This window comes from Serinicoccus profundi, assembly GCF_008001015.1.
Taxonomy (GTDB): Bacteria; Actinomycetota; Actinomycetes; order Actinomycetales; family Dermatophilaceae; genus Ornithinicoccus; species Ornithinicoccus profundi.
On record NZ_CP042862.1, the window covers coordinates 1,056,453 to 1,079,525 of the forward strand.

Sequence of the window (23,073 nt, forward strand, 5' to 3'; positions counted from 1 at the left end):
TATGCGTCAGACGGAGGCGTCCACGTGAGCGCACGGGGAGCCGCCGAGCTCCCGGGCACTCTGGCAGAGGGCGTCCAGGGTGGCCGCCACCGCGGGCACCCGCTGCAGGTCGGGGGTGGTGACGACCTGCACGGTCCGGCGCGACGGCGGGGAGACGGGCCGGATGACGACGTCCGGGTGGGAGACGGTGGTGAGGATGAGCTGGGGCACGAGCGCGACCCCGAGCCCGGCCGCCACCAGCCCGAGCACGGCGACGTAATCCTCGGTCTCGAAGGTCACGTCCGGACTGAAGCCAGCGCCGTCGGCGAGCGTGAGCAGGTGGCCGCGGCAGCGCGGGCAGCCCGCGATCCAGCGGTCCGCGGACAGGTCCGCCAGGTCCACCTCGTCCTGCCCGGCCAGCTCGTGGTCCTGGGGCAGCACGAGCATCACCGGGTCGTCGAGCACATCCATCACGACCAGCCCCGCCAGGTCGTCCTCGCCGCGACCGGCGTCGGTGCCCTCGTAGGCGAAGGCGACGGCCAGGTCCACCGCTCCCGCGCGTACGGCGGCGAGCGATTCCGGCGGCTCGGCCTCGCTGAACTGCACAGTGACGGCGGGATGGCTGCGGCGCAGCGCCGCGAGCGCCCTCGGCACCAAGGTGGCCGAGGAGGACGGGAAGGCCATGAGGCGGACCCGACCGGCCTGCAGCCCCGCGATCGCGACGACCTCCGCCTCCGCCTCGTCGATCCGGTCGAGGATCTCGACGGCCCGGCGGGCGAGGAGACGGCCGGCCTCCGTGAGGCGCACAGTGCGGCCGATGCGCTCCACCAGTGCCGTCCCGGCCCGCTGCTCCAGACGGCGCACCATCTGCGAGACCGCGGGCTGGGTGTAGCCCAGGGAGGTCGCGGCCGCCGTGAAGGAACCCTCCTCAGCGATGGCGCGCATCACGCGCAGCCCTGCGGCGTCGAACATGTCCCGCATCGTAGTCTGCCGGGCGCTCGTCATCCGAGCGCCGCCGACACCATGGGCCGCGTTCACACCCCGGTCACCCGTAGGCGTTGTGCTGGGCACGTGCCTGCGCCACACCACCAGGTGTCCGTGTCACCCCCGCCCGGCGACCCGACGCTGGCCCAGCTCGAGGCCGCCCGGGCCACCGCCCACCACGGGCCCTCGGCGCTCCGGCCGCGCGCCGGGACAGCCCTGTGCCTCTCCGGCGGGGGATTCCGGGCAGCGCTGTTCCACCTCGGCGCCGTCCGACGCCTCGACGAGCTCGGCATCCTCGGCTCGCTGCGGACCATCAGCGCGGTGTCGGGCGGTGCCGTGCTCGCCAACCTGCTGCTGCACCCCGCGCTGGAGTGGCCGGACCCCCACGACGGAGCGGGGCGCGTCGGGGGATTCGAGGAGCTGGTCGCCGTCCCGCTGCGCGAGCTGACCGGCCGCAACCTGCGTACCCCCGCCCTGCTCTCCCGCATGTTGCCGAGCGGATGGGGTCGACCCGACGCCAGCGTCGGGGTGCTCGCCGACGGCCTGGAGCGGGCGGTCCCGTGGTGGGGGAGCGACCTGCGCGAGCACGTCAGGACGCGCGGACCGGTCGTCCTCACCGGCGCCACCGAGATCGGGTATGGCGTCTCGTGGGTCTTCGCCGACCCCCACTCGGCCGGTCCCCGCGGTCGGATGGGTGACCACCGCCTGGGTCACTGCGCCCCGCCGCCGGGGTTGCGGATCGTCGACGCCGTCGCGGCCTCCTGCGCCTACCCACCGTTCTTCGCGCCGTTGGAGCTCGACGGCAACCAACTGGGCCTCGTCGGCGGGGCACCCGACCTCGATGAGCCCGAGCAGGTCAGGGCCGCGATCCGCCGTCGGATCCAGCTCGTCGACGGTGGTGTCTACGACAACCTCGCGCTCGAACCGGTCTGGGCCGACCACGCGGTCGTCCTGGTCAGCGACGGGGGAGCCGTCTTCCGTGGCCGACCACCGGGCTCGCTGCTGTCCCGGCTGTGGAGGTTGTTGTCCATCACCTCCAGCGGTGGGCAGACCGCACGCCTACGCTGGCTCCGGGCCGGCTTCGCGCGCGGCACCCTCGCAGGCGCCACCTGGTCGTTGGAGTCGCCCGGTGACCTCGCCCGGCTGCCCGGGCCGGAGCTCGACGCCTCGGTCCTCGAGCACTACGCCCCCGAGGTGCTCGGGGCCATCCACGAGGTGCGCACCGACCTGGACGCCTTCAGCCCGGGGGAGCAGATGGTCCTGGAGCGACACGGCTACCTCGTCGCGGACGCCTCGGTGCGCAGGCACAGTCCGCAGGCGGTGCGGCTGGACGCTCCGCTGCGCCCGCCCCACCCCCAGGTGGCCGGCCCCTCCGAGCTGGTCAGCGCGTTGCGGGGCTCGAGCCGCGTCACCGCCCTCGGTCGTCGCTAGCGACGATCCACCGGTCACGGCCGGCCGGGGTGGGTGACGGCATACCTGATCCGCTCCTGTCGATCTGCGGTCTCGCACAGCAGCCTCACAGGAGGCGCAGAGGAGGCGCATGGGGTGGCAGGATTGACTCAGACCATGGCAGCCGGCACCGCACCCTCCCTCACCCGCCTCGACGGCACGCCCGTGCGGGTGCTCGTCGTGGACGACGAGAGCCAGCTGGCCGAGCTGTTGTCGATGGCACTGCGCTACGAGGGATGGCAGGTGCGCACCGCCCTGACCGGGAACGACGCGGTCCGCACCGCCCGCGAGTTCGCCCCGGACGCCGTCGTCCTCGACATGATGCTGCCGGACATCGACGGCCTGGAGGTGCTGCGCCGGATGCGCGCCGACCAGCCCGACGTGCCCGTCCTCTTCCTCACCGCCAAGGACGCGGTGGAGGACCGGGTCGCCGGTCTCACGGCCGGCGGCGACGACTACGTCACCAAACCGTTCAGCCTGGAGGAGGTCGTGGCCCGGGTGCGCGCCCTCATGCGGCGCACCGCCGTCGTGGCCCAGGAGGCGGGCTCGGTGCTCGTGGTCGGTGACCTCACGCTGGACGAGGACAGCCACGAGGTGGTCCGCGCCGGGGAGGAGGTCTCACTCACCGCGACCGAGTTCGAGCTGCTGCGCTTCCTCATGCGCAACCCCCGCCGGGTGCTCTCCAAGGCGCAGATCCTCGACCGCGTCTGGCACTACGACTTCGGCGGCCAGGCCAACATCGTCGAGCTCTACATCTCCTACCTGCGCAAGAAGATCGACCAGGGACGGGAGCCGATGATCCACACCATGCGGGGCGCCGGCTACGTGCTCAAGCCGGCCGCCGGCGGATGAGACCGACGCGTCGTCGCAGGTCGCTGCGGGCCACGATCGTCACCTCGGTGGTGGCGATCTTCGCGTGCGTGCTGCTGCTGTCCGGGCTGGCCACGACGCTGGCGCTGCGGCATACCCTCATCGGGGCGCTGGACCAGGACCTGCTGCTCTCGACCGAGAGAGTGGGTGAGCAGGTGCGTGACCCGGGCGCGGCGCCGCCCGACCAGGTGGGCGCGGACGACGGGCCTCAGGCCCCCGGCCGCAGGGACATCGGTCGCCCGCCCGGTGGCGGTGATCGATCCCTCACGCTGGTGACGGATGCTCAGGGCGCCGTGCTCGTCAACTCGGTGGTGTCCACCACCAACGACCTCACCGAGCTCGACGCGGGCCAGCTCCGGCGGATCGAGGAGGCCATCGCCACCGAGGCGCAGGAGGCGGGTGGGGTCGGGTCGGGCACCCCGCTGCCGTTCTCGGTCGACCTCGGCGAGGACGTGGGGGACTATCGGGTGGTGGTGGATGAGCAGCCGGACGGGACGACCCTGACGATCGGGCTGCCGATGGCGGGGGTCACCGACACCACCCGCCAGGCCATGGCGATCCTGCTCCCGGTGGGTCTGCTCTCGCTCCTCGCCGCCGGAGGCGGATCGGCCTACCTCGTCCGGCGCGACCTCGCCCCCCTCGACCGGGTCGCCGCCACGGCGCGGCGGGTCTCCCAGCAGCGTCTGGAACGTGGGGAGGTCGCCGTGGGGGACCGGGTGCCCGAGGCCGATGCCGACCCGGACACCGAGGTGGGGCAGGTGGGGATCGCCCTCAACGACCTGCTCGACACCATGGAGGCGGCGCTCTCGGTGCGGCACGAGAGCGAGCAGCGGGTGCGGCAGTTCGTGGCGGACGCCTCGCACGAGCTGCGGACCCCGTTGTCCTCGATCCGGGGCTATGCCGAGCTGTCGCGCAGGGAGAGCGAGCCGGTGCCCGAGGGGGTGAGGTATGCCCTGGACCGGGTCGAGTCGGAGTCGCTGCGGATGCAGGGCCTCGTCGAGGACCTCCTGCTGCTGGCGAGGCTGGACGCCGGGCGACCCCTGGAGCGGCTCCCGGTCGACCTCACCCTGGTGTGCCTGGACGCGGTCAGTGACGCGCGGGCGGCCGGACCGGACCACCACTGGCAGCTCGACCTGCCCGAGGAGCCCGTCGAGGTGGTGGGCGACGAGGCGCGCCTCCGGCAGGCCCTGGCCAACCTGCTCGCGAATGCCCGCGCCCACACCCCGCCCGGCACGCGCGTCACGACCGGTCTGGTCGCCACCGGCCGGGAGGTCCGGCTCACGGTGAGCGACGACGGCCCGGGCGTGCCACCCCAGCTGGCGCCCACGGTCTTCGAGCGCTTCGCCCGCGGGGACGACTCACGCTCTCGCGCTGCGGGGAGCACCGGCCTCGGCCTGTCGATCGTGGCGGCCGTCGCCAAGGCGCACGACGGGAGGATCACCCTGGAGCCGACGCCGAGCGGCACGACGTTCCTGCTCACCCTGCCGCAGGCCGGGCCGCGGTGAGCGCCGTCGGGCCTCTTGACCTGGCCCTGACCATGCCTCCGGCGGTCCCGGTCGACCCGCGGGCCGCAGAACGGCTGCGCGACCTCCTGTCCGGTGCCGGTGTCGTCGCGCTCACGGGTGCGGGCATGTCCACCGGCAGCGGGATCCCCGACTACCGCGGGCCCGACGGCACCCGCCGGGTCCAGCCGATGCAGCACGGCGAGTTCGTCCGCTCTGCCGAGGGGCGCCAGCGCTACTGGGCCCGGGCCTACGTGGGCTGGGGCCGGTTCGCGGCAGCGGAGCCCAACGCCGCCCACCGTGCCGTCGCCGACCTGGAGCGGCTCGGTCTGGTGCGCCACGTCATCACCCAGAACGTCGACGGCCTCCACCAGCGCGCCGGGAGTCGCCGGGTGCTGGAGCTGCACGGGACCCTCACCGCGGTCACCTGCCTGGACTGCGGCGAGGAGACCTCGCGGGAGCGGGTGCAGGAGTGGCTCACCGACGCCAACCCCGGATTCCTCGACCGGATCGACGCGCCCTCCCAGGTGCGACCGGACGGCGATGTGGCGCTCCCGGAGGCTCTGGTCACCTCGTTCCGGACCCCGCGCTGCCTCGTCTGCGGGCAGGACCGCCTCAAGCCCGACGTCGTCTTCTTCGGTGGGTCGGTCGCCAAGGAGGTCGTCGAGCGGGCCTTCGTCCTCGTCGAGCAGGCGCGCTGCCTGCTCGTGCTCGGCTCCTCCCTGCAGGTGATGAGCGGCTACCGGTTCGTCCGGCGCGCGGCGCGGGACGGCATACCGGTCGCCATCCTCACCCGGGGGAGCACCCGCGGTGACGCCGAGGCGACGCTGCGTCTCGACGGACTCGTCGGTGACGTGCTCCCCCGCCTGGTCCGGGACCTGGGTGGCTAGGCTGGGGGCGTCGGCCGCACGAGGCCGCGACGAGGAGGTCGCCAGTGGTCACTTACGAGCAGCTGGGTGAGATGTATGACGCGGAGGTCGTCGACCAGGACGGCCACAAGGTCGGTGGACTCGACCAGGTCTACCTGGACAACGGCACCGGCGAACCGGCGTGGGTCTCGGTGCGCACCGGATGGTTCGGCGGTCGCAAGATCTTCTGCCCCGTGTCGAACGCCGTCATCCGCGACGGACAGATCGAGGTGCCCTACCCGGTCGACATGATCAAGGACGCTCCTGACATCCCGTGCGACGGCCACCTGACCGAGGACGAGGAGGAGCAGCTCTACGACTACTACTCCATCGACGAGGGCCCTGCGCCCTCGGCATGAAAGGGGTGCGGCGCCACCCCCGACGAGGATGGAGGTGCCGGGGGCGGCGCCGCGGTCAGGGTGGGTCTGGGTCAGACCCGGCGCAGGACCGCCGTCACCTTGCCGAGGATCACGGCGTGGTCGCCGTCGATCGGCTCGTAGGCCGGGTTGTGCGGGATCAGCCACGTCTTGCCGTCGCGGTGACGGTAGGTCTTGACGGTGGCCTCGTTGTCGAGCATGGCGGCGACGATCTCGCCGTTGACGGCGGTGGGCTGGCGGCGCACGACGACCCAGTCGCCATCACAGATGGCGGCGTCGATCATCGAGTCGCCGACCACCTTGAGCAGGAAGAGCTCGCCGTCGCCGACGATCTGCCGGGGGAGGGGGAAGACGTCCTCAACCGCCTGCTCGGCGAGGATCGGGCCACCCGCCGCGATGCGCCCGACCAGCGGGACGTAGGACGGCTGGGGTCGGGCGTCGCCGATCCCGGTCTCGTCGAGGCTCTCGCTGGACACGGGAGTGGCGGAACCCTCACCCTCGCCCCGGCGGTAGCCGGCGCCGTCGCTGCCCGGGAGGACGACCTCGATGGCGCGCGGACGGTGGGGGTCGCGGCGCAGGAAGCCCTTGCGCTCCAGCGTCTTGAGCTGGTGGGCGACCGAGCTCGGTGAGGTGAGCCCGACGGCGTCCCCGATCTCGCGCAGGCTCGGTGGGTAGCCGCGGTGGTCCACCGAGTCGCGGATGACGTCGAGGACCCGCCGTTGGCGGTTGGTCAGGTCGGCGCCGCCGTCGCGGTCCGGCATCTCGTGAATCGTGGCCATGCTCTCCATCCCCTCGTGCGGGCCCCACCCAGTCCGACCATGGATGGCCACGGTGGCCATCCGACTGCATCATTGCTGGTCAGAGGGTCTGTCAGTGGTGGGTGCTTGAGTTCCTGACATGAGATCAGCGTACGCCCGCCGGGAGCCGAAGGCAAACATGTGTTCGGTCAGCGTGTCGACATCATCCGACGGGTGTGCTATCAATGAGACAGACGTGCGATCGGACACGTGTCCGCACCGCACCGCCCCGAGGAAGGTGAACACCATGAGCACCGCCATCGCGCACGACATCCTGGCCCCCGTGGTCCCCCTGACCGACCCGAGCCGCCGCGGCGGTCGTCGGCCGCACCTGCGGCTCGTCGGAGATCAGGAGCGACGCCCGAGCCGCGCCACGCGGAGGCGCTCCGCCGCCTGCCAACTGCGGCTGACGCGTCGGGGTCGGCTGGCCATCACGACGACCACCACCCTCGTCCTGGCGCTGGTGATCTGGTCCATGGTCGGCCTGCTCGGCCCCGCCGACGCCACGAGCTCGGTCACCGTCGAGCGCGGGACGACCCTGAGCGAGATCGCGAGTGAGCAGCTCCCGGAGCTCCCGCTGAGTCAGGCGATCACCGCGATTCAGCGGGCCAACAGCCTCAGCACCACCTCGGTCGCTGCCGGTCAGGAGCTCGTGATCCCGGGTCGCTGAGGCAGGTTCGACGGGGCCGTGAAGCCCCGGCGTTCAGCCTGCGGGGTTGTCGGTCCGAGGGGCGCCGTCGGCAGCGGTGCCAGGGGAGGGCAGGCCGCTCACGGCCTCCCAGACGACGGGCAACTGGTCGGTGGGGATGAAGTAGCCGGACAGGTGGGGGTCGAACATCAGCCCGGCGATGCCGGCGTCGGCGTAGGTCTGTGCGGAGTCCACGAGCTCCTGCGGCGTGAGGGCGATGGCGCGCAGGTCCTCGTCGTGGGCCACCATCTCGTTCTGGACCGCGAAGTGGCGGGCCCGCTCCGAGCTGGTGAAGGTCAGCAGCATCATCTGGCCGTCGATCTGCGCGGCAGCCGGGGACTCCGCACCGGGCTCGCCGACCGCGATGAACCACCAGTGCGGCAGGTCCATGGTGGCGCGCCAGAGCTGGGTCATGCCCTCGTGGTCCTCTGCGCCGGTCACGCCCGCCGCGAGGGTGTCGGTCTCCGTCGGCTCCGGCTGAGCGAGCTGCCCGAGGCGCGTCGTCCCACTGGTGTGGTCGCCGGAGGCGTCCTGGGTTGCGGGAGACGCAGGATCGCCGTCCGACCCGGTGCCCGGGGCCGGCGAGGTGGAGCCCTCGGCCGCCGGACGCTCACCTTCGTAGATGGACTCGGCCGGGCGGTCGTCGTCCTGGAAGGGGATGTCGGTGGGCTCGCTCATACCCTCCAGTCGACCACATGGGGCGCACGAGGGCCAATCCCGCTCACGCTGTCGGGACCGCCGGTGACTCCGGTACGGGGCCGGTGGACTCCCACTCCTCCTGGGGCCAGCTGTGCGGGACCACCCCTCCGGGGCGTCCCGGCATACCCGAGCGGCGGTCCGTCGGGGTGCTCCCGGTCGCAGCCGCCTCGGAGGTCGGTGCGCCGGCGCGGCGCGGACCGTGGTCGTGCAGCCCCACGACCACCTCCTCCTCACCCACCGTGACCTGCGCTCCGCGGAGGCCGAGGGACACCGGGTCGCCGACCTCGACGACCAGCCGCACCTGCTGCTGCTCGACCGTCACCCGCAGGCGCGATCCGTGCCAACGCATACGCCAGGTCAGGGCTGGCCACGAGGCGGGGAGGCGAGGATCGAGGGTCAGCTGACCCCCGTGGTCGCGCAGGCCCCCGAAGCCGGCGACGAGCGCGCTCCACACCCCGCCGGTCGAGGCCACGTGGACACCGTCGCCGGCGTTGCCGTGCCGGTCGTCGAGGTCCACGAACAGGCCGGCGTAGAAGTAGCGCAGCGCGAGCTGGTGGTAGCCGACCTCGGCCGCCACGATCGACTGCACCACGGCCGACAGCGTGGAGTCGCCGGTGGTGATCGGGTCGTAGTAGGTGAAGTCGGCCAGCTTCTGCTCGGCGGTGAACGCATCGCCGGCCAGGTAGAGCGCCAGGACGACGTCCGCCTGCTTGAGCACCTGGTAGCGGTAGATGACCAGCGGGTGGTAGTTGAGCAGCAGGGGGCGCTTGTCCGCGGGCGTGGCATCGAGGTCCCAGACCTCGCGCTCGAGGAAGTGGCTGTCCTGCGGGTGCACCCCTGCCACCTCGTCGAACGGGATGTGCATGCCGTCGGCGACCTCCTGCCAGGAGTCCACCTCGTGGTCACCGAGGTCCAACCGGGCCACGGCCCGGGCGAACTGCGTGGGGTCCGACGCCTGGAGCTCACGCACCGCCTCGGCGGCGGCCCGGAGGTTGAGCTGCGCCATGACGTTGGTGAAGAGGTTGTCGTTGACGATGGTGGTGTACTCGTCCGGCCCGGTCACTGCATGGATGTGGAACTGCCGGCTCCCGTTGGTCTGCCAGAAGCCCAGGTCAGCCCACAACCGCGCGGTCTCCACGAGGATGTCGACGCCTTGGTCGAGGAGGAACTGCTGGTCGCCGGTGGCGCGGGCGTACTTCATGAGCGCATAGGCCACGTCGGCATTGATGTGGTACTGCGCGGTCCCCGCAGCGAAGTAGGCGGAGGCCTCCTCACCGTTGATCGTGCGCCACGGGAAGAGCGCGCCGTACTGCGCCATCTCTGCCGCCCGACGCCGTGCCGCGTCGAGCATCCCGTGGCGGAAGCGCAGGGCGTTGCGGGCGGCTTGCGGGTGGGTGTAGACGAGGAAGGGCAGGACGTAGCACTCGGTGTCCCAGAAGTAGTGGCCGCCGTAGCCCGAGCCGGTCAGTCCCTTGGCCGGTATGCCGTGCGATCCGGCCCGGATCGAGGCCTGCCCCAACTGGAAGAGGTTCCAGCGCACGGCCTGCTGCAGCGCCGGCTGCTCGGGGAGCTCGACGTCGGACTCCTCCCAGAAGCGTTCCCAGACCCGGGCCTGCTCCTCGTGGAGGGCGGCGACGCCGTGGTCGAGCGCCCGGTCGAGGGTGCGGGAGCACCGGTCGGCCAGCTCGCGGGGCGGCACCCCACGGGAGGTGTGTACGGCGACCAGCTTCTCGATCCGCACCGGCGCACCCTCTCGGGCATCGACCCGGATGACGTGCTTGGCGAGGTCGTCGGTGACGCTCAGCTGCTCGGTCCACGCGTTGTCGGTGGCGACGGAGTGCTGCGCCATCGTGGCGAGCGTCATACCCGAGTTGTGGCAGCGGTAGCCCAGCAGCAGCCGGCGGTCGCAGACCTCGGCGAGCACGGGGTCCAGCACACGGTGCTCGAAGGACTCGGCCTTGCGGGGGTCCACTCCCTCACCCATCGCTGCGCTCGTCACGTGATACTCGTCCGAGCCGTCCTGGCGGTTGAGGATCTGGCTGGAGATGTCGAGCGCGGCGTGGCCGTCGAGCATCTCCACCTCGAAGGTCATGACGGCGAGGTGGCGCTCGACGACGCTGGTCATGCGGGACGTGGTGATCTTGACCCGCTTGCCGGCGCTGGTGCGCCATACCACCGACCGCCCCAGCACCCCGGAACGGAAGTCCAGGGTGCGTTCGTAGTGGTCCAGGTCGGCCGTCGACAGGAGCAGGGGCTCGTCGTCGATGTACAACTTGATGGTCTTCGGGTCCGGGACGTTGACGATGGTCTGCCCCACCCGCGCCAGACCGAAGGCCTCCTCGGCGTGGCGGATGGGCCAGGTCTCGTGGAAGCCGTTGACGAAGGTGCCGTGCGCGTGGGTGTCGCGCCCCTCCTCGACGTTGCCCCGCAGCCCGAGATAGCCGTTGGAGACCGCGAACAGCGTCTCGGTGACCCCGAGGTCTGAGCCCTCGTAGGCCGTCTCGGTCAGGCGCCAGGGATCAGCGGGGAAACGGGTGCGGTCCAGGGGGTCGACGGGGGCCGGGGGACGGTGGTGAGACATGGCGGCCACGGGCTCTCCTCTCTGGGGGTGGGAGGGTGGGGTCAGAGCAGGTCGGCGAGGTCGGTGACGACCTCGTCGGCCCCGGCGTCGAGCAATGCGGCACGACCCGCGCCCCGGTCGACGCCGATGACTCGGGCGAACCCGCCCGCAGCACCCGCCCGCACCCCTGAGACGGCATCCTCGACGACCACGCAGGTGGCCGGTTCGTGGCCCAGCTCCGCGGCGGCGTAGAGGAAGGTGTCGGGGCGCGGCTTGCCCGGCAGCTGCTCCCGCCCGGCGACCGATCCGTCCACGACGACCGGGAAGCGATCGGCCAGGCCCGCCTGGGCGAGCACCGACGGGGCGTTCTTGGAGGAGGAGACGACGGCCATCGCGATCCCGCGCTCCTCGAGAGCGTCCAGGAGGCGGAGCGAGCCGGGGTAGGCGGCGATGCCCTCCTCGGCGAGCACCTCGTTGAAGATCTCGTTCTTGCGGTTGCCCAGGCCGTGCACGCTCGCCAGCTCCGGGGGGTCGGACGGCTGGCCCTGCGGGAGGTCGATGCCGCGGGCGTCGAGGAAGGACTGCACCCCGTCGTAGCGCGGTTTGCCGTCGATGTAGGCGAAGTAGTCCTGGTCGGTGTAGGGGGGCTGCTGCGTCGGCTGCTGGTCCAGGACCCGGGTGAACATCACCTCCCAGGCCCGCATGTGCACGTCGGCCGTGGGGGTCAGGACCCCGTCGAGGTCGAAGAGGACTGCGGTCACGGGGTCCCAGTTCACGCAGCACACCCTAGTGGAGGTGCAGGGGGCGGACGGCGGGCGAGGGAGGGGAGTGTCGGCGGGGACGGCTACGGTCGTCGCCATGCAGCAGGTGAGCGATGAGGATCTGACGACGGCGGCGCAGAAGGCCTTGCGCCGTCTGGTGGGCCGCGAGGACGCTGACTTCCGGGATGGTCAGCTGGAGGCCATCGAAGCGTTGGTGCGGGAGCGGTCGCGGGTCCTCGTGGTGCAGCGGACCGGCTGGGGCAAGTCGGCGGTCTACTTCGTGGCCACCGCGCTGCGCCGCGCGGAGGGCGCCGGGCCCACCGTCATCGTGTCGCCCCTCTTGGCGCTCATGCGTGACCAGATCGCTGCGGCCGCGCGGGCGGGCGTGCGCGCGGTGACGATGAACTCGGCCAACGCGACGGAGTGGGACGACGTGCGGGCCGCGCTCGCGGCCGACGAGGTCGATGTGCTGCTGGTGAGCCCCGAACGCCTCAACAACCCGCGGTTCCGGGAGGAGCAGCTGCCGGACCTGGCCGACCGCTGCGGGCTGCTCGTGGTCGACGAGGCGCACTGCATCAGCGACTGGGGCCACGACTTCCGGCCCGACTACCGTCGCATCCGGACGTTGCTGGACGCCCTCGCCGCCGACACCCCCGTTCTCGCGACGACGGCCACCGCCAACGAGCGGGTGGTCGGTGATGTCGTCGAGCAGCTCGGGGTCGGTGGTCGGGAGGTGCGCACGATCCGGGGTCCGCTGGCGAGGGCCTCGCTGCGGCTCGGGGTGCTGCCCCGGCTGACGCCCGAGCAGCGGCTCGGGTGGCTGATGGCCCACCTCGACGCGCTGCCGGGGAGCGGGATCATCTATTGCCTCACCGTGTCTGCGGCCGAGGACGTCGCGGGGGCGCTGTCGGCCGCAGGTCACGAGGTGGCGGCGTATACCGGGCGCACCGACACCGAGGACCGCGAACGGCTCGAGGGCGCCCTGCGGGACAACCGCGTCAAGGCCCTGGTCGCGACGAGTGCTCTCGGCATGGGGTTCGACAAGCCGGACCTCGGTTTCGTGGTGCACCTGGGGGCCCCCAGCTCGCCGGTCGCCTACTACCAGCAGGTAGGTCGTGCAGGTCGTGCGACCGACCGGGCCGACGTGCTGCTCCTCCCCGGGTCGGAGGACCGCGACATCTGGAACTACTTCGCCACCGTCTCGATGCCGCGTCAGGACCAGGCCGACGCCGTGCTGGCCGCGCTGGGAGAGAGTGGACGGCCCCTGTCGACACCCGCCCTGGAGACGATCGTGGACGTGCGGCGGACCCGCCTGGAGCTGCTGCTCAAGGTGCTCGACGTCGACGGCGCCGTGGCGAAGGTGCAGGGCGGCTGGACGGCCACGGGGCAGCCGTGGGTCTACGACCGGGAGCGCTACACCCGGGTGGCCGAGGCGCGGGTTCGGGAGGCCGAGCTCATGGTCGCCTACCAGCAGGGTGACCGCTGCCGGATGGAGTTCCTCCAGGAGTGCCTCGACGACCCGAGCGCGGAGCCCTGCGGCCGCTGCGACCGCTGTGCCGGCGTGTGGTTCCCGACCGAGGTGCCGGACGAGGCCATGGGCGCGGCACGGGAGCGGCTGGGGGCGGTCGGGGTGCCGGTCGAGCCGCGCGGACAGTGGCCCACGGGTATGCCCCGCCTCGGCGTCGACATCAAGGGCAAGATCGCGCCGGAGGAGCAGGCGCAGGAGGGGCGTGCCCTGGCCAGGCTGTCCGATCTCGGTTGGGGTCAGCGGCTGCGCAGCGTGCTGGAGGCCGGTACCTCCCAGCCTGCCGACCCCGACGACCCGGAGCAGGAGACGACGCCGGGACAGCCCGTCCCCGAGGAGGTCACCCGCGCGGTGGTGGAGGTGCTCTCTGGGTGGGGTTGGGCCACGAGGCCGGTGGGTGTCGTGGCCATGCCCTCCCGGCGGCGCCCCGCGGTCGTGGGCTCGCTCGCGCAGCAGATCAGTCAGATCGGACGCCTCCCGCTGCTGGGTTCGCTCGACCTGGCCTACGGTGGGCCGGTCGGCGAGGCCGGGGGCAACAGCGCCTTCCGGCTCGCCAACGTGTGGGACCGCATCGTGGTCGGCCCGGAGCTGGCGGAGGCTCTGGAGCAGGCTCGGGGACCGGTGCTGCTCGTGGACGACGTCGTCGACTCACGGTGGACGATGACCGTCGCTGCGCGCGCGTTGCGGCGGGCTGGCGCCGAGGCAGTCCTGCCCCTGGCGCTCACCATCGACGGGTGACCGAGCCCGGTCAGTAGATGAAGAAGGGGAAGATGCTGCGGTCGTGGGCGTGCACGATCGCGAGGAACACCACCGCGTCGAAGAGGAGGTGGATGAGCACGACATACGTCAAGGACTTGGTGCGAGTGAAGATGTAACCCTGCAGGAGCGCGAAGGGGATCGTCAGCAGCGGTCCCCAGGAGCGGTAGCCGAGCTCCCACAGGAAGGACACGAAGATCGTGGCCTGGAGGATGTTGGCGGTCCAGAGGGGGAAGTGCCGGCGCAGCAGCGCGAAGCAGATGCAGATGAAGAACAGCTCGTCCCACAGCCCGACCGCGTTGACGCCGACGAAGAAACGGCCGAACTCGCTGGCGGTCTGGATGGGCGGCCAGTTCTCGTAGCTGCCCGAGTGGATGAAGTAGGCCGGAAGGATGAGGTAGCCGAGTACGGGGACGGCGACGACATACGCCCACTGCAACCTCGTCCACCGTCGCCTGGTGATCCACGGGAAGGTGATGGCGTGCCGGCGGTAGACGAAGCGGTCGACGAGGACCGGTGCGGCGACCGCGGCGGTGAGCACGGCGCCCAGCAGGAAGAACATGTCCCAGCTGATGTCGGCCTCGACGGAGGTCGTCGACACGATCCCGATCCCCACGGCGATGAGCAGCAGGTCGCGGAAGAGCTCGCGGTTGAGCACGAAGGCAGCGGCGAGACTGGCGAGGAGCAGCAGATAGCCGGCGATCGGTAGGTGGAGACCGAAGAGCAGCAGTGCCGAGACGGAGACTCCGGCGGCAGGGGGCAGGGAACGCAGGTGCGTCGGCGCGGGAGTGTCGGGCACGCGTCCATTGTGACGGCCCGTGGGGTGGCGCTCGGACTCAGCCCCAACGCTCCTCGCGGCCGACCGTCACCGAGATGTCCACCTCGTTGCCCTCCGGATCCGCGACCGTCCACCAGAAGGGCGCGCTGTCGCGCACGACGCGCCCGCCCGCAGCGAGCACGGCGTTCAGCCGCTCCTCTGCGCGGTCGTGCGGCAGGAAGACGTCGAAGTGGGTGCGGTTGCGTTGGGCGACCCGCTGCTCGTCGGCGGTGTCGAGGGGCTGGAAGAAGAGCACCGGGCCCAGCCGCCGGGGGTCGACGATGTCCGTGACGTCCGGACGGGGGTCCTCGACATAGCCCAGGGCGGCGCACCAGAACTTCCTGCAGCGAGGGATGTCTGCCGCGTCGAGGCCGATCTGGACGAACCTCGGGCGAGCGGTGTCAGCGCTGAGACCGAGCGCGCGCGCCTGCTGCTGGGTGGCCCGGGCGAGCCCCAGGTATCCCTCGTCCACCTCCCAGAGGTCCTTGCCGGTGTCGAGGGTGACGACGATGCACCCGGACGCCTGATCGGCGCGGAGGTCGATGCTCAGCGGGAGATCGGCGTCATCGGCGAGGGACGCCACCCCCGCGACCAGGTCGGCGGCCCGGGCGGTCGAGCCCACCGGGTAGCACGCCATGGCGGCGAAGACGAGGCGCCAGTCCTCGGTCCCGGACTGCTGCCATCGGTCACTTTTCTCCGGCAGGGGAAGGACGTCCACCTCGTTGCCCTCCGGGTCGGCCACCGTCGCGTAGTAGCCGTGGTGGACCGAGACTGCACCCTGTGACACCAGGGCGTCGTGGGTCGCGACGGAGACCTCCTGCGTCGCCACGGAGTCAAGATGGATGCGGTGGCGATGGGGGCGAGGCGCATCGAGTCCCTGGAGCCAGATCGGCGGGTGTCGACGCCCGGGGTCGACCACGTCCTCCTCGCCGTCCTGCTGGTAGCCGAGAGCGACCTCCCAGAACGCCATGAGCGGACCGGGGTCCGCGGTGTCCATCGTCAGCTGGACGTCCTGGACCACGGCGGTGTCGGAGTTGAGTCCGAGCCCTCGCGCCTCCGAGGAGATCTCGCGCGCGAGGGCAACGGCGCGGGGACTGAAACCGTCCTGGCCGCGAGGCAGACGGACCTGCACCCCGCGCTGACGTAGGTCCAGGTCAGGAATGGGGTGCCCGTGCCCTGCAGCGACCTGGAGGACACGCCCGACCAGCCGCGCCCCGTCGGTGTGCGAGGCGGTGGCGAACCACGCCGCCGCACCTCGGGACAGGCAGCGCCAGTCGTCGAGGCCAGGGTGCGCCTCAAGCTGCGCGGCGGTCAGGTACTCGTCGTTGCTCATCCTCCGGATGGTGTCAGCGAACGACGGCCCGTGGGGCACACCGGGGCAGACCTAGGTCAGGCGGTGTCCGCGAGGACGTCCACGGAAGACCCCGTGCCCGAGAGCCCCCAGGCCTCCGCGAGCATCCGGTAGCTCCGGCGCCGGAGTTCAGGGTCGAACGTGTACGTCGTGACGATCAGCTCGTCCAGCTCGTGGGTCGCGGCGAATTTCTCGAGCTGCGCGACCACGGTCTCCGCGGTGCCGACCATCCGCACCGACTGGTGGGCGTTCGCGAGGGGGAGCAGCTCGGTCGGCACGACCGAGGCCAAGCTCTCCACCGGCGGGTCGAGCGGCGCGGGCTGGCCGGAGCGGATGCGGATCGCCATGAGCTGGGCGGTCGTGAAGAGGTAGTCGGCCTCCTCCTGCGTCGGAGCGACCAGGACATTGACGCCGGCCATCGTCGTGGGCCGGTCCACCTGTGCGGTGGCCACGTTGGACCGGAAGCGGTCACGGTAGAGGGAGAGCGCCTCGCGCAGCTGGTCGGGCGCGAAGTGCGAGGCGAAGGAGAAGGGCAGGCCCAGTGCTGCGGCGACCTGCGCACCACCGGTGGACGAGCCGAGCATCCACAGCGGGACCTTCGTGCCTTCCCCCGGGAGGGCGCGGACCCGCGCACCGGCCCGCGGCTCACCGAGGTAGCCCTGCAGGTCGGCCACCTCAGAGGCGAAATCCGGCAGGTGGCCCGTGGACCGCGAGAGGGCTGCCGCGGTCATCGGGTCCGTCCCCGGCGCCCGGCCGAGGCCGAGGTCGAACCGGTCGCCGTGGATGGTCGCGAGCGTCCCGTAGTACTCCGCCACCATGAGCGGCGAGTGATTGGGCAGCATGACGCCTCCCGAGCCGAGGCGGATGCGCTCGGTGGCGTGGGCGACATGCCCCAGGAGCAGGGAGGTGGCTGAGGACATGAACGCCTCCGACCCGTGGTGCTCAGCCATCCACAGACGGCGATAGCCCAGCCGGTCGGCCTCCCGGGCCAGCGCGACGGACTCCTCGATGGCCGTGGCGGGGGTCATGCCCTGCGAGCGGGGCACGAGGTCGAGGACGGACAGGGGGATGCGTGGGGTGGGCATACTTCGGCAACGCCTCGTGCCGCCCGGGTATGCCGACATCGACCTATGCCGTCACTCACCTATGCCGTCACTCACGCATGCCGTCACTCACGCATGCCGTCACTCACGCATCGCCGCCGCCCCCACGTCGAGCATCCGCCTGGCATCCGCCCGGTATGGTCCGGCGTCCGCCCGCATCCACCCCACGTCCGCGTGCCTCGGGCCGAGCGCGCCCGTCGCCGGGCATGCCTCGACGCCGACCCGTGGTCGGGTCGGCTGCGGGGCGGGGGCCTCAGACGTGCCAGGTGACCGTGCCGCCGTTGACGCTGGCACTGAGCTCGTGCTGGTGGACCACGGTGTGGTGCCGGCCGCAGAGGAGCGCCATCCGGGCGACGTCGGTGTGCCCACCGCGGCTCCACCAGTCCAGGTGGTGGCTGTCGCACCACTGGGGGAGCGCGCTGCACCCTGGATAGGTGCAGCCTCCGTCGCGGGCCACGAGAGCCCTCCACTGCGCGGGAGAGGCGAGCCGTGCGGTGCGCCCGAGGGCGAGCGGCTCGCCGTCGGCGGCCATCCACACCGGGGCGATCTCGGCGGAGCAGGCCAGCTCGGAGGCCTGTCGCGGTGCGACATACCCACCTCCGGAGCTCATCGCCGGCCCAGACGGGAGACCACGCTCCGGGTCGAAGGGGATCGTGAGGATGACGGTGGCCCGCGCGGTGGACGGCAGAGCGCCCGGATGGCCGATGCCGCGGTTGACGACGGCCATGAGTGCGTCGAAGCGTCGTTGCCCGGGGGAGCGGGGGTCGGGCTCCTGGGCCTGCTCGTCGGGCGTCGGCGCCGACAGCTGGGAGGTGAGCACGCCGCTGAGGGTGGCAGCCGCACCGTCGGGGGCGTCGATGGTGAAACGGGTCAGGCCGGGCGCGATCCTGCGCGACGTCACGCTGCGCAGCTGGATCGCCGCCTGCTCGCGCTCGCCCGGCTGTCTCTCGTGCAGGAGGTCCTCGATGAGTCGGTGGCAGACGGCCGACAGGTCCTTGTCGGACAGGTCGGGGCGCGCGGCCGCCGTCGTCGCGATCTTCGTGTAGGACTCCTGCTGGTCCTCCTCCAGCGACCCCTCCAGGCGCGTCATGGTCCGGGCCACCATCGCGGCGCGGTGCAACGGCACGTCGCCGCTCGCGACGGCGTCACCGATCGGTGAGCCCGCGGGTGTCGCCGACGCCTCCACCACGACCTTGACCTGCGCGGCGTCTGCGGTGCTCAGCCACGGGCAGCGGACGCGCAGCCAGTCGATGAGCGACAGTCCGCTCTCCTGGTGCAGCCCACGGGCCGCCGCCTGACGGGCCAACCGGAAGCCGACGGCCCCGAGCCGGGACTGCAGCCTCCCGACCGACTCCAGCGCCTCGGTGAGACCCTCGTCGTGCACCGAGACCAGATCCTCCGGCTCCAGACAGGCCCGCCCGAGCGCTCGCGTGGCGTCCTCGAGGCCGGCAGCCAGCTCCTCGGTCGGCAGACCAGGATCCCGCGAGCCGTGCATCTCGCCCAGCGCGGCAGCGACCTCGTCCATCAACGCCCGGTAGTCGGCGGGCGACAGGGCGTCCACCTCATCCAGCGGACCGGCCCACTCGTCGACGCTCTCGACCGGCACCGGGGCACCGGGCGCCCAGGCACCCGCCCCGCCTCGCTCCTGCACCGGTGAGAACTCCATACCTCACTCAAGCACCGGCCACCGACACACCTCTGACCTGCACCGATGCCGGTGACAGACGTCATACCCCCGACCGCCCCGCAGTGGCAGAGTGGTGCCATGAGCCCGACGACCTCCAGCACCGACCCCTGGGGCCGCTGGGGGTGGCTCTACGGCGGGATCTGGCTGTTCTTCTTCCTCTTCCCGCTCGTGGAGGTCTGGACCTCCGACCGGACCCTGCCTGCGCAGCTGGCCGCCACCGGCCTCATCGGCGCCTTCTGCCTCGTCTACGTCGTGACGCTGCGCGGCGCCGTCGCCGAGGTCGTGCAGGGCAGCTTCGCCCGGGCCCAGCGCCGCGGCATCCTCGGCCTCACCGTGCTCATCGCCCTCGCCGTCGCCCTGGCGGCGATGATCGGCTCCAACAGCATGACCACGCTGCCCTTCCTCGTCAGCCTGCCCGTCTTCTTCCTGCCCTGGCGGGCGATGTGGGCGACCTCGCTGACCATCTTCGGGCTCGGGATCCTCGGCAGCCTGCTCGCCTGGGGGTTCTGGCCCGCCTCGATGCTCTGGGGCATCTCGGTCCTGGTGCTCGGGATGAGCGTCATGAGCCGGTATCTCGAGGAGAGCCAGGAGGCGGCGCAGGAGGTGGCCAACCAGCTGTCGCTCACCGAGGAGCGCGAACGCGTCGCCCGGGACGTCCACGACGTCCTCGGGCACTCGCTCACCGTGGTCACCGTCAAGACCGAGCTCGCGGCCCGCCTGATCGACGTCGACCCCGAGCGCGCCAAGCAGGAGATGGCCCAGGTGCAGGACCTGGCGCGGCAGGCTCTCGCCGAGATCCGCGCCACGGTGGGTGGTCTGCGCGTCGCCCGGCTCGCCGAGGAGGTGGACTCCGCGCGGGTCGCGCTGGACAGCGCCGGCATCGAGGCCGAGCTCCCACCGGACCTCTCGGTGGTCGACCCACGGCACCGCATCACCCTGGCCTGGGTCGTGCGCGAGGCCGTCACCAACGTCGTCAGGCACAGCCGCGCGTCCCGCTGCCGGGTCGAGCTCGGGGAGAGCTGGGTCAGGGTCAGCGATGACGGCGTGGGACTCGATGGCCGGGCGGAGGGCACCGGTCTCAAGGGGGTGCGAGAGCGGGTCCAGCAGGCGGGCGGCACGCTCACGCTGCGGCCGGGTATGGAGCGCCCCGGCGAGGGTGGCCGCGGCACGGAGCTGGAGGTGCGGTGGTGATCCGGGTGCTGCTCGCGGACGACCAAGCCCTCGTGCGGGGCGCGGTGGCTGCGCTGCTCGACCTCGAGCGCGACATCGAGGTCGTCGCGCAGGTGGGCCGAGGGGATGAGGTGCTGGACGCGGTGCGCCGCGCGAGCCCGGACGTCTGTCTGCTCGACATCGAGATGCCAGGACTGGACGGCATCGGGGTGCTCGAGCAGCTCCGCGGCGTCGGTATGCCGTCGAGGTGCCTGATGGTGACGACCTTCGGTCGGCCGGGCTACCTGCGCCGGGCCATGGACGCCGGCGCCTGCGGCTTCGTCGTCAAGGACACACCGGCACAAGAGCTCGCGGAGGCGGTGCGCCGGGTGCACGCCGGGGTGCGCGTCGTCGACCCGGCGCTCGCCACGGAGTCACTGGTCGGCGGCCCGAACCCACTGACCGAGCGCGAGCGGCAGGTCCTGCGCGCCGCCCTGGACGGCTCACCCGTGCAGTCGATCGCGACACGGCTCTTCCTCTCACCGGGCACGGTGCGCAACTATCTGTCGTCGGCGATCGGCAAGACCGCCACCGCCACCCGGGTGGAGGCGGCGAGGTATGCCGAGGAGCGTGGCTGGTTGTGACGCGGCCGCGACGTCAGCGGTTGTTGCTGTAGAGCCGGTTGCGTGACTCGACGATCTCCAAGGGCGTCTCCGGACCTTCGATGGTCACCGTGCTCGGGATGGTGGTCCACTCGTCGCCGTCGACGCTGACTTCCCCGCCGTACTCGACGGAGATGTAGGGACTGACGGCTGCTTCCGAGGTGTACTGGTGGGTGATGTCGCCGTTTGGGTAGGGGCCGCCCAGGCTCGTGGTCGGGCCTATCTGCTCACCGTCGCCGGTGAAGTAGGTGGCCCCGACCAGCGTGGGTCTGATGCGCACCTCGTGCCCGATGAGCGTGGTGACGTCGATCTCCTGTGGCTCGAACCCTCCCTCTGGCCAGGCCAGTTCGAAGTAGACCGGGAGATTGACCAGCGTGCGGTTGCCAGGGGGTTCCATGACGGCCTGCGGCAGGGCGAACTGAGTGCGGTGGAACTGCTCGATGAGCATCGCTTCGGTGAGTTCTTCATCAGCCTGTGACCCGGATCGCGGGGGAACGGAGTCCGTAAAGCAGGTTTGTCCATCTCGTTCCCACGCACCATTGGTTCCGCCGTCGGTCACAACGCGACGGTATATGATCGACAAGGCGAGGGAAGGTTCCGGCTGTCCAATGCATGCATCAATGGCTGCTTGGCAAATATCCAGCCGAGGAGCGTCCACGGAGTTCGGAGGCATGCAATTGATGACAGCAACATACTCGTACCATGAGGTAGGCGAATCTGGGCTACTCCCCGGTGGCCAGTAGTTCGCTTTAGCGCGGGTCTCATTAACAGTGAGGCTGACCTCGGAGCCACCGCCTTCTCGGATCTTCTTCTTGAAGCCTCCAGGCGGAGGTTCGGTCCCTGGCGGCGCCTCGGCAGCCAAAGCTACGCAGGAAAGAGATCCGTAAAAAATTGTCAGGGCAACGACCGCGACCCGCTTGCTCGCACTCTTCATGGCTATTCCACGAGGGTGATCTCGTCGACGATCCAGGACGACTCGCTGGGCGTCAGGCGAATGACGATGTCGGCGCTTCCTGCCCCTGGCCCCGTCAATTGTTCGATCGAAGCCTCGACGCGTGCGCCATCGCTTGACAGCAAGGCTTGGGTTTCCTCGGTGACGAGGTAGTCGCTTGATGTCTGATACTGGCCCGCTTCCTCAATCAGCCCAGCGCAGGAGGTGCACTCGGGGTCGCTAAGGCTCTCTGCCAGCTCTGTCTCGCCGGTCATGTAGGCCCAGTTCAGAACGGCGATGTAGTGCTCAGCAAAGGCTTCAGCTCCCCCTTCCGTCTGCTCCTCCGCCTCGGCCGGCATCTCGGGGGGGCCCTCGGCGTCAGGCTCTTCCGTCGTGGGCCCCTCGGTGGTCTCCTCGGGCTCGGAGGTGGCGGCTTCGTCCTCCGGCTCCTCGGTGGCGGTCGTGAGGGAGTCCTCCGAGGTGGGCATGGGGGATGGCTCGGTTTCCTCCGTGCAGGCGGGGAGCAGTGCAAGGCTGGCGGCGGCAGCGATGATGGCGGTGCGTCTCACGACATACCCCTCCTGGATCTGACGGCCGCAGTGCCCCCGCGACCTCGGTCACGTCCCAGTGTGCCGCAGATCGGTCCCCCGGAACGGTTGTCCACAGTAGAGAATCCACGCCGATCTGACTACCCCTCCACCCCGGCGACACACCGCTGACGGCCCTGAGATCCGCGCCGTTGCGGGCCTCCTGAGCCCACGCCGCAGCCCGCGACACGCACCCCTTGCATCTAGTAGCCGACTGACCTACGATCACCATATCTAGTAGTTACAAGCCTGTGGTTCGTCCACATCTTGTGCACAGTCGGAGGGCGTGTTCCCACACGTCATCCACAGACCGTCCCCAGATCCACCCACAGGGCGCCTCTTCCAGGGGCGTTCGCCGCGCGCTGTCGCGACACCGAGAGGAGCGAGTGATGCACTGCCCATTCTGCCGTCACACGGACTCCAAGGTCGTCGACAGTCGCGTCCAGGAGGAGGGCACCGTCATCCGCCGGCGCCGGCAGTGCCCCGAGTGCGGGCGCCGCTTCGGCACCGTGGAGACCGCCACCCTCTCGGTCATCAAGCGCTCCGGCGCGACCGAGCCGTTCAGTCGCGACAAGGTCATCTCGGGCGCCCGGAAGGCCTGCCAGGGCCGCCCGGTCACCGACGACCAGCTGCAGCTGCTCGCCCAGCAGGTGGAGGAGTCCATCCGCACGCTCGGACAGGCCGAGGTGGACGCCCACGAGGTGGGGCTGGCGATCCTCGAGCCGCTCAAGGCGCTTGACGAGGTCGCCTACCTCCGCTTCGCGTCCGTCTACCAGGCGTTCGACAACCTCGACGACTTCGAGTCGGCCATCACGCTGCTGCGCTCCGAGCGCGACGTGAAGGCCGCCTCACCTGCACCGACGACCTAACCACGCAGGTATGTCAGTGCACGGTGCTGCACTGCATACAGGACCAGAACGCAAGTCCCACA

The 23,073-nt window shown here is 71.2% G+C and carries 21 protein-coding genes; 10 read left to right on the forward strand and 11 right to left on the reverse strand.

The features are described 5' to 3' along the window. Positions 1–6 precede the first annotated feature (6 nt). On the reverse strand, positions 7–951 hold the full coding sequence (locus FA582_RS04920; protein WP_010146145.1) for a LysR family transcriptional regulator: 945 nt from the start codon (positions 949–951) through the stop codon (positions 7–9). A 126-nt stretch (positions 952–1,077) separates the two neighbouring features. Between FA582_RS04920 and FA582_RS04925 the strand changes: the two genes are divergently transcribed. From FA582_RS04925 to FA582_RS04945, 5 genes are all read left to right on the forward strand, one after another. Next, positions 1,078–2,394, forward strand: a complete 1,317-nt coding sequence (locus tag FA582_RS04925; protein WP_010146146.1) for a patatin-like phospholipase family protein — start codon at positions 1,078–1,080, stop codon at positions 2,392–2,394. 135 nt (positions 2,395–2,529) lie between these two features. Continuing rightward, complete coding sequence (locus tag FA582_RS04930) at positions 2,530–3,264, forward strand: response regulator transcription factor (RefSeq protein ID WP_010146147.1); 735 nt, start codon at positions 2,530–2,532, stop codon at positions 3,262–3,264. Beyond that, a complete protein-coding gene (locus tag FA582_RS04935; RefSeq protein ID WP_010146149.1) occupies positions 3,261–4,787 on the forward strand; it encodes a sensor histidine kinase in 1,527 nt (508 codons plus the stop codon). The genes FA582_RS04930 and FA582_RS04935 overlap by 4 nt, the downstream gene beginning before the upstream one ends. Next, on the forward strand, positions 4,784–5,674 hold the full coding sequence (locus FA582_RS04940; protein ID WP_010146150.1) for a Sir2 family NAD-dependent protein deacetylase: 891 nt from the start codon (positions 4,784–4,786) through the stop codon (positions 5,672–5,674). Before FA582_RS04935 ends, FA582_RS04940 begins: the two co-directional genes overlap by 4 nt. 44 nt (positions 5,675–5,718) lie before the next feature. After that, positions 5,719–6,051 (forward strand): PRC-barrel domain-containing protein, encoded by a 333-nt coding sequence (locus FA582_RS04945; protein ID WP_010146151.1) that lies wholly within the window; start codon positions 5,719–5,721, stop codon positions 6,049–6,051. A gap of 71 nt (positions 6,052–6,122) precedes the next feature. Here FA582_RS04945 and lexA read toward each other — a convergent pair whose 3' ends face one another. Then, the gene (gene lexA, locus FA582_RS04950; RefSeq protein WP_029540324.1) at positions 6,123–6,848 is read right to left on the reverse strand and encodes a transcriptional repressor LexA; all 726 of its coding nucleotides are present in this window, start codon (positions 6,846–6,848) and stop codon (positions 6,123–6,125) included. A 265-nt stretch (positions 6,849–7,113) separates the two neighbouring features. Between lexA and FA582_RS04955 the strand changes: the two genes are divergently transcribed. Next, complete coding sequence (locus tag FA582_RS04955; protein WP_010146153.1) at positions 7,114–7,536, forward strand: LysM peptidoglycan-binding domain-containing protein; 423 nt, start codon at positions 7,114–7,116, stop codon at positions 7,534–7,536. 33 nt (positions 7,537–7,569) lie between these two features. On the opposite strand, the gene FA582_RS04960 is transcribed toward FA582_RS04955, so the two are convergent. Genes FA582_RS04960 through FA582_RS04970 form a run of 3 tightly spaced genes read right to left on the reverse strand, consistent with a single transcriptional unit; the run spans position 7,570 to position 11,589 of the window. Beyond that, on the reverse strand, positions 7,570–8,232 hold the full coding sequence (locus FA582_RS04960; RefSeq protein ID WP_010146154.1) for a hypothetical protein: 663 nt from the start codon (positions 8,230–8,232) through the stop codon (positions 7,570–7,572). A 43-nt stretch (positions 8,233–8,275) separates the two neighbouring features. Next, positions 8,276–10,834, reverse strand: a complete 2,559-nt coding sequence (locus FA582_RS04965) for a glycoside hydrolase family 65 protein (protein ID WP_033228454.1) — start codon at positions 10,832–10,834, stop codon at positions 8,276–8,278. Positions 10,835–10,875: 41 nt separating this feature from the next. Then, on the reverse strand, positions 10,876–11,589 hold the full coding sequence (locus FA582_RS04970; protein WP_010146157.1) for an HAD family hydrolase: 714 nt from the start codon (positions 11,587–11,589) through the stop codon (positions 10,876–10,878). A gap of 82 nt (positions 11,590–11,671) precedes the next feature. On the opposite strand from FA582_RS04970, the gene FA582_RS04975 reads away from it, so the two are divergent. Beyond that, entirely contained in the window at positions 11,672–13,837 is a 2,166-nt protein-coding gene (locus FA582_RS04975; RefSeq protein WP_010146158.1) for a RecQ family ATP-dependent DNA helicase, read from the forward strand. 10 nt (positions 13,838–13,847) lie between these two features. On the opposite strand, the gene FA582_RS04980 is transcribed toward FA582_RS04975, so the two are convergent. The 4 genes from FA582_RS04980 to FA582_RS04995 all read right to left on the reverse strand — a co-directional run bounded on the left by FA582_RS04980 (position 13,848) and on the right by FA582_RS04995 (position 18,792). Beyond that, a complete protein-coding gene (locus FA582_RS04980) occupies positions 13,848–14,654 on the reverse strand; it encodes a CPBP family intramembrane glutamic endopeptidase (protein ID WP_010146159.1) in 807 nt (268 codons plus the stop codon). A 37-nt stretch (positions 14,655–14,691) separates the two neighbouring features. Next, positions 14,692–16,005, reverse strand: coding sequence for a VOC family protein (locus FA582_RS04985; protein ID WP_010146160.1), 1,314 nt, complete (start codon positions 16,003–16,005; stop codon positions 14,692–14,694). Positions 16,006–16,061: 56 nt separating this feature from the next. Further along, positions 16,062–17,108: an LLM class flavin-dependent oxidoreductase gene (locus FA582_RS04990; RefSeq protein ID WP_010146161.1), complete on the reverse strand. Its 1,047-nt coding sequence runs from the start codon at positions 17,106–17,108 to the stop codon at positions 16,062–16,064. A 271-nt stretch (positions 17,109–17,379) separates the two neighbouring features. After that, positions 17,380–18,792 (reverse strand): HNH endonuclease signature motif containing protein, encoded by a 1,413-nt coding sequence (locus FA582_RS04995; RefSeq protein WP_010146162.1) that lies wholly within the window; start codon positions 18,790–18,792, stop codon positions 17,380–17,382. 99 nt (positions 18,793–18,891) lie between these two features. Between FA582_RS04995 and FA582_RS05000 the strand changes: the two genes are divergently transcribed. Further along, positions 18,892–20,004: a sensor histidine kinase gene (locus FA582_RS05000; protein WP_010146163.1), complete on the forward strand. Its 1,113-nt coding sequence runs from the start codon at positions 18,892–18,894 to the stop codon at positions 20,002–20,004. After that, positions 20,001–20,606: a response regulator transcription factor gene (locus FA582_RS05005; RefSeq protein ID WP_010146166.1), complete on the forward strand. Its 606-nt coding sequence runs from the start codon at positions 20,001–20,003 to the stop codon at positions 20,604–20,606. Before FA582_RS05000 ends, FA582_RS05005 begins: the two co-directional genes overlap by 4 nt. Positions 20,607–20,619: 13 nt before the next feature. Here FA582_RS05005 and FA582_RS05010 read toward each other — a convergent pair whose 3' ends face one another. Together FA582_RS05010 and FA582_RS05015 are read right to left on the reverse strand one after the other, a co-directional pair. Continuing rightward, a complete protein-coding gene (locus FA582_RS05010) occupies positions 20,620–21,183 on the reverse strand; it encodes a hypothetical protein (RefSeq protein WP_141567446.1) in 564 nt (187 codons plus the stop codon). A 377-nt stretch (positions 21,184–21,560) separates the two neighbouring features. Further along, a complete protein-coding gene (locus FA582_RS05015; RefSeq protein ID WP_010146169.1) occupies positions 21,561–22,124 on the reverse strand; it encodes a DUF6318 family protein in 564 nt (187 codons plus the stop codon). Positions 22,125–22,531: 407 nt separating this feature from the next. Between FA582_RS05015 and nrdR the strand changes: the two genes are divergently transcribed. Continuing rightward, positions 22,532–23,011, forward strand: coding sequence for a transcriptional regulator NrdR (gene nrdR / locus FA582_RS05020; RefSeq protein WP_010146170.1), 480 nt, complete (start codon positions 22,532–22,534; stop codon positions 23,009–23,011). Positions 23,012–23,073: the final 62 nt, after the last annotated feature.

Excerpts from the sequence above, each read along its gene's own strand:
- FA582_RS04920 (WP_010146145.1), bottom strand. The coding sequence starts at position 951 with ATGTTCGACGCCGCAGGGCTGCGCGTGATGCGCGCCATCGCTGAGGAG.
- FA582_RS04930 (WP_010146147.1), top strand. The coding sequence starts at position 2,530 with ATGGCAGCCGGCACCGCACCCTCCCTCACCCGCCTCGACGGCACGCCC.
- FA582_RS04935 (WP_010146149.1), top strand. The coding sequence starts at position 3,261 with ATGAGACCGACGCGTCGTCGCAGGTCGCTGCGGGCCACGATCGTCACC.
- lexA (WP_029540324.1), bottom strand. The coding sequence starts at position 6,848 with ATGGCCACGATTCACGAGATGCCGGACCGCGACGGCGGCGCCGACCTG.
- FA582_RS04955 (WP_010146153.1), top strand. The coding sequence starts at position 7,114 with ATGAGCACCGCCATCGCGCACGACATCCTGGCCCCCGTGGTCCCCCTG.
- FA582_RS04960 (WP_010146154.1), bottom strand. The coding sequence starts at position 8,232 with ATGAGCGAGCCCACCGACATCCCCTTCCAGGACGACGACCGCCCGGCC.
- FA582_RS04965 (WP_033228454.1), bottom strand. The coding sequence starts at position 10,834 with ATGTCTCACCACCGTCCCCCGGCCCCCGTCGACCCCCTGGACCGCACC.
- FA582_RS04975 (WP_010146158.1), top strand. The coding sequence starts at position 11,672 with ATGCAGCAGGTGAGCGATGAGGATCTGACGACGGCGGCGCAGAAGGCC.
- FA582_RS04985 (WP_010146160.1), bottom strand. The coding sequence starts at position 16,005 with ATGAGCAACGACGAGTACCTGACCGCCGCGCAGCTTGAGGCGCACCCT.
- FA582_RS04990 (WP_010146161.1), bottom strand. The coding sequence starts at position 17,108 with ATGCCCACCCCACGCATCCCCCTGTCCGTCCTCGACCTCGTGCCCCGC.
- FA582_RS04995 (WP_010146162.1), bottom strand. The coding sequence starts at position 18,792 with ATGGAGTTCTCACCGGTGCAGGAGCGAGGCGGGGCGGGTGCCTGGGCG.
- FA582_RS05000 (WP_010146163.1), top strand. The coding sequence starts at position 18,892 with ATGAGCCCGACGACCTCCAGCACCGACCCCTGGGGCCGCTGGGGGTGG.
- nrdR (WP_010146170.1), top strand. The coding sequence starts at position 22,532 with ATGCACTGCCCATTCTGCCGTCACACGGACTCCAAGGTCGTCGACAGT.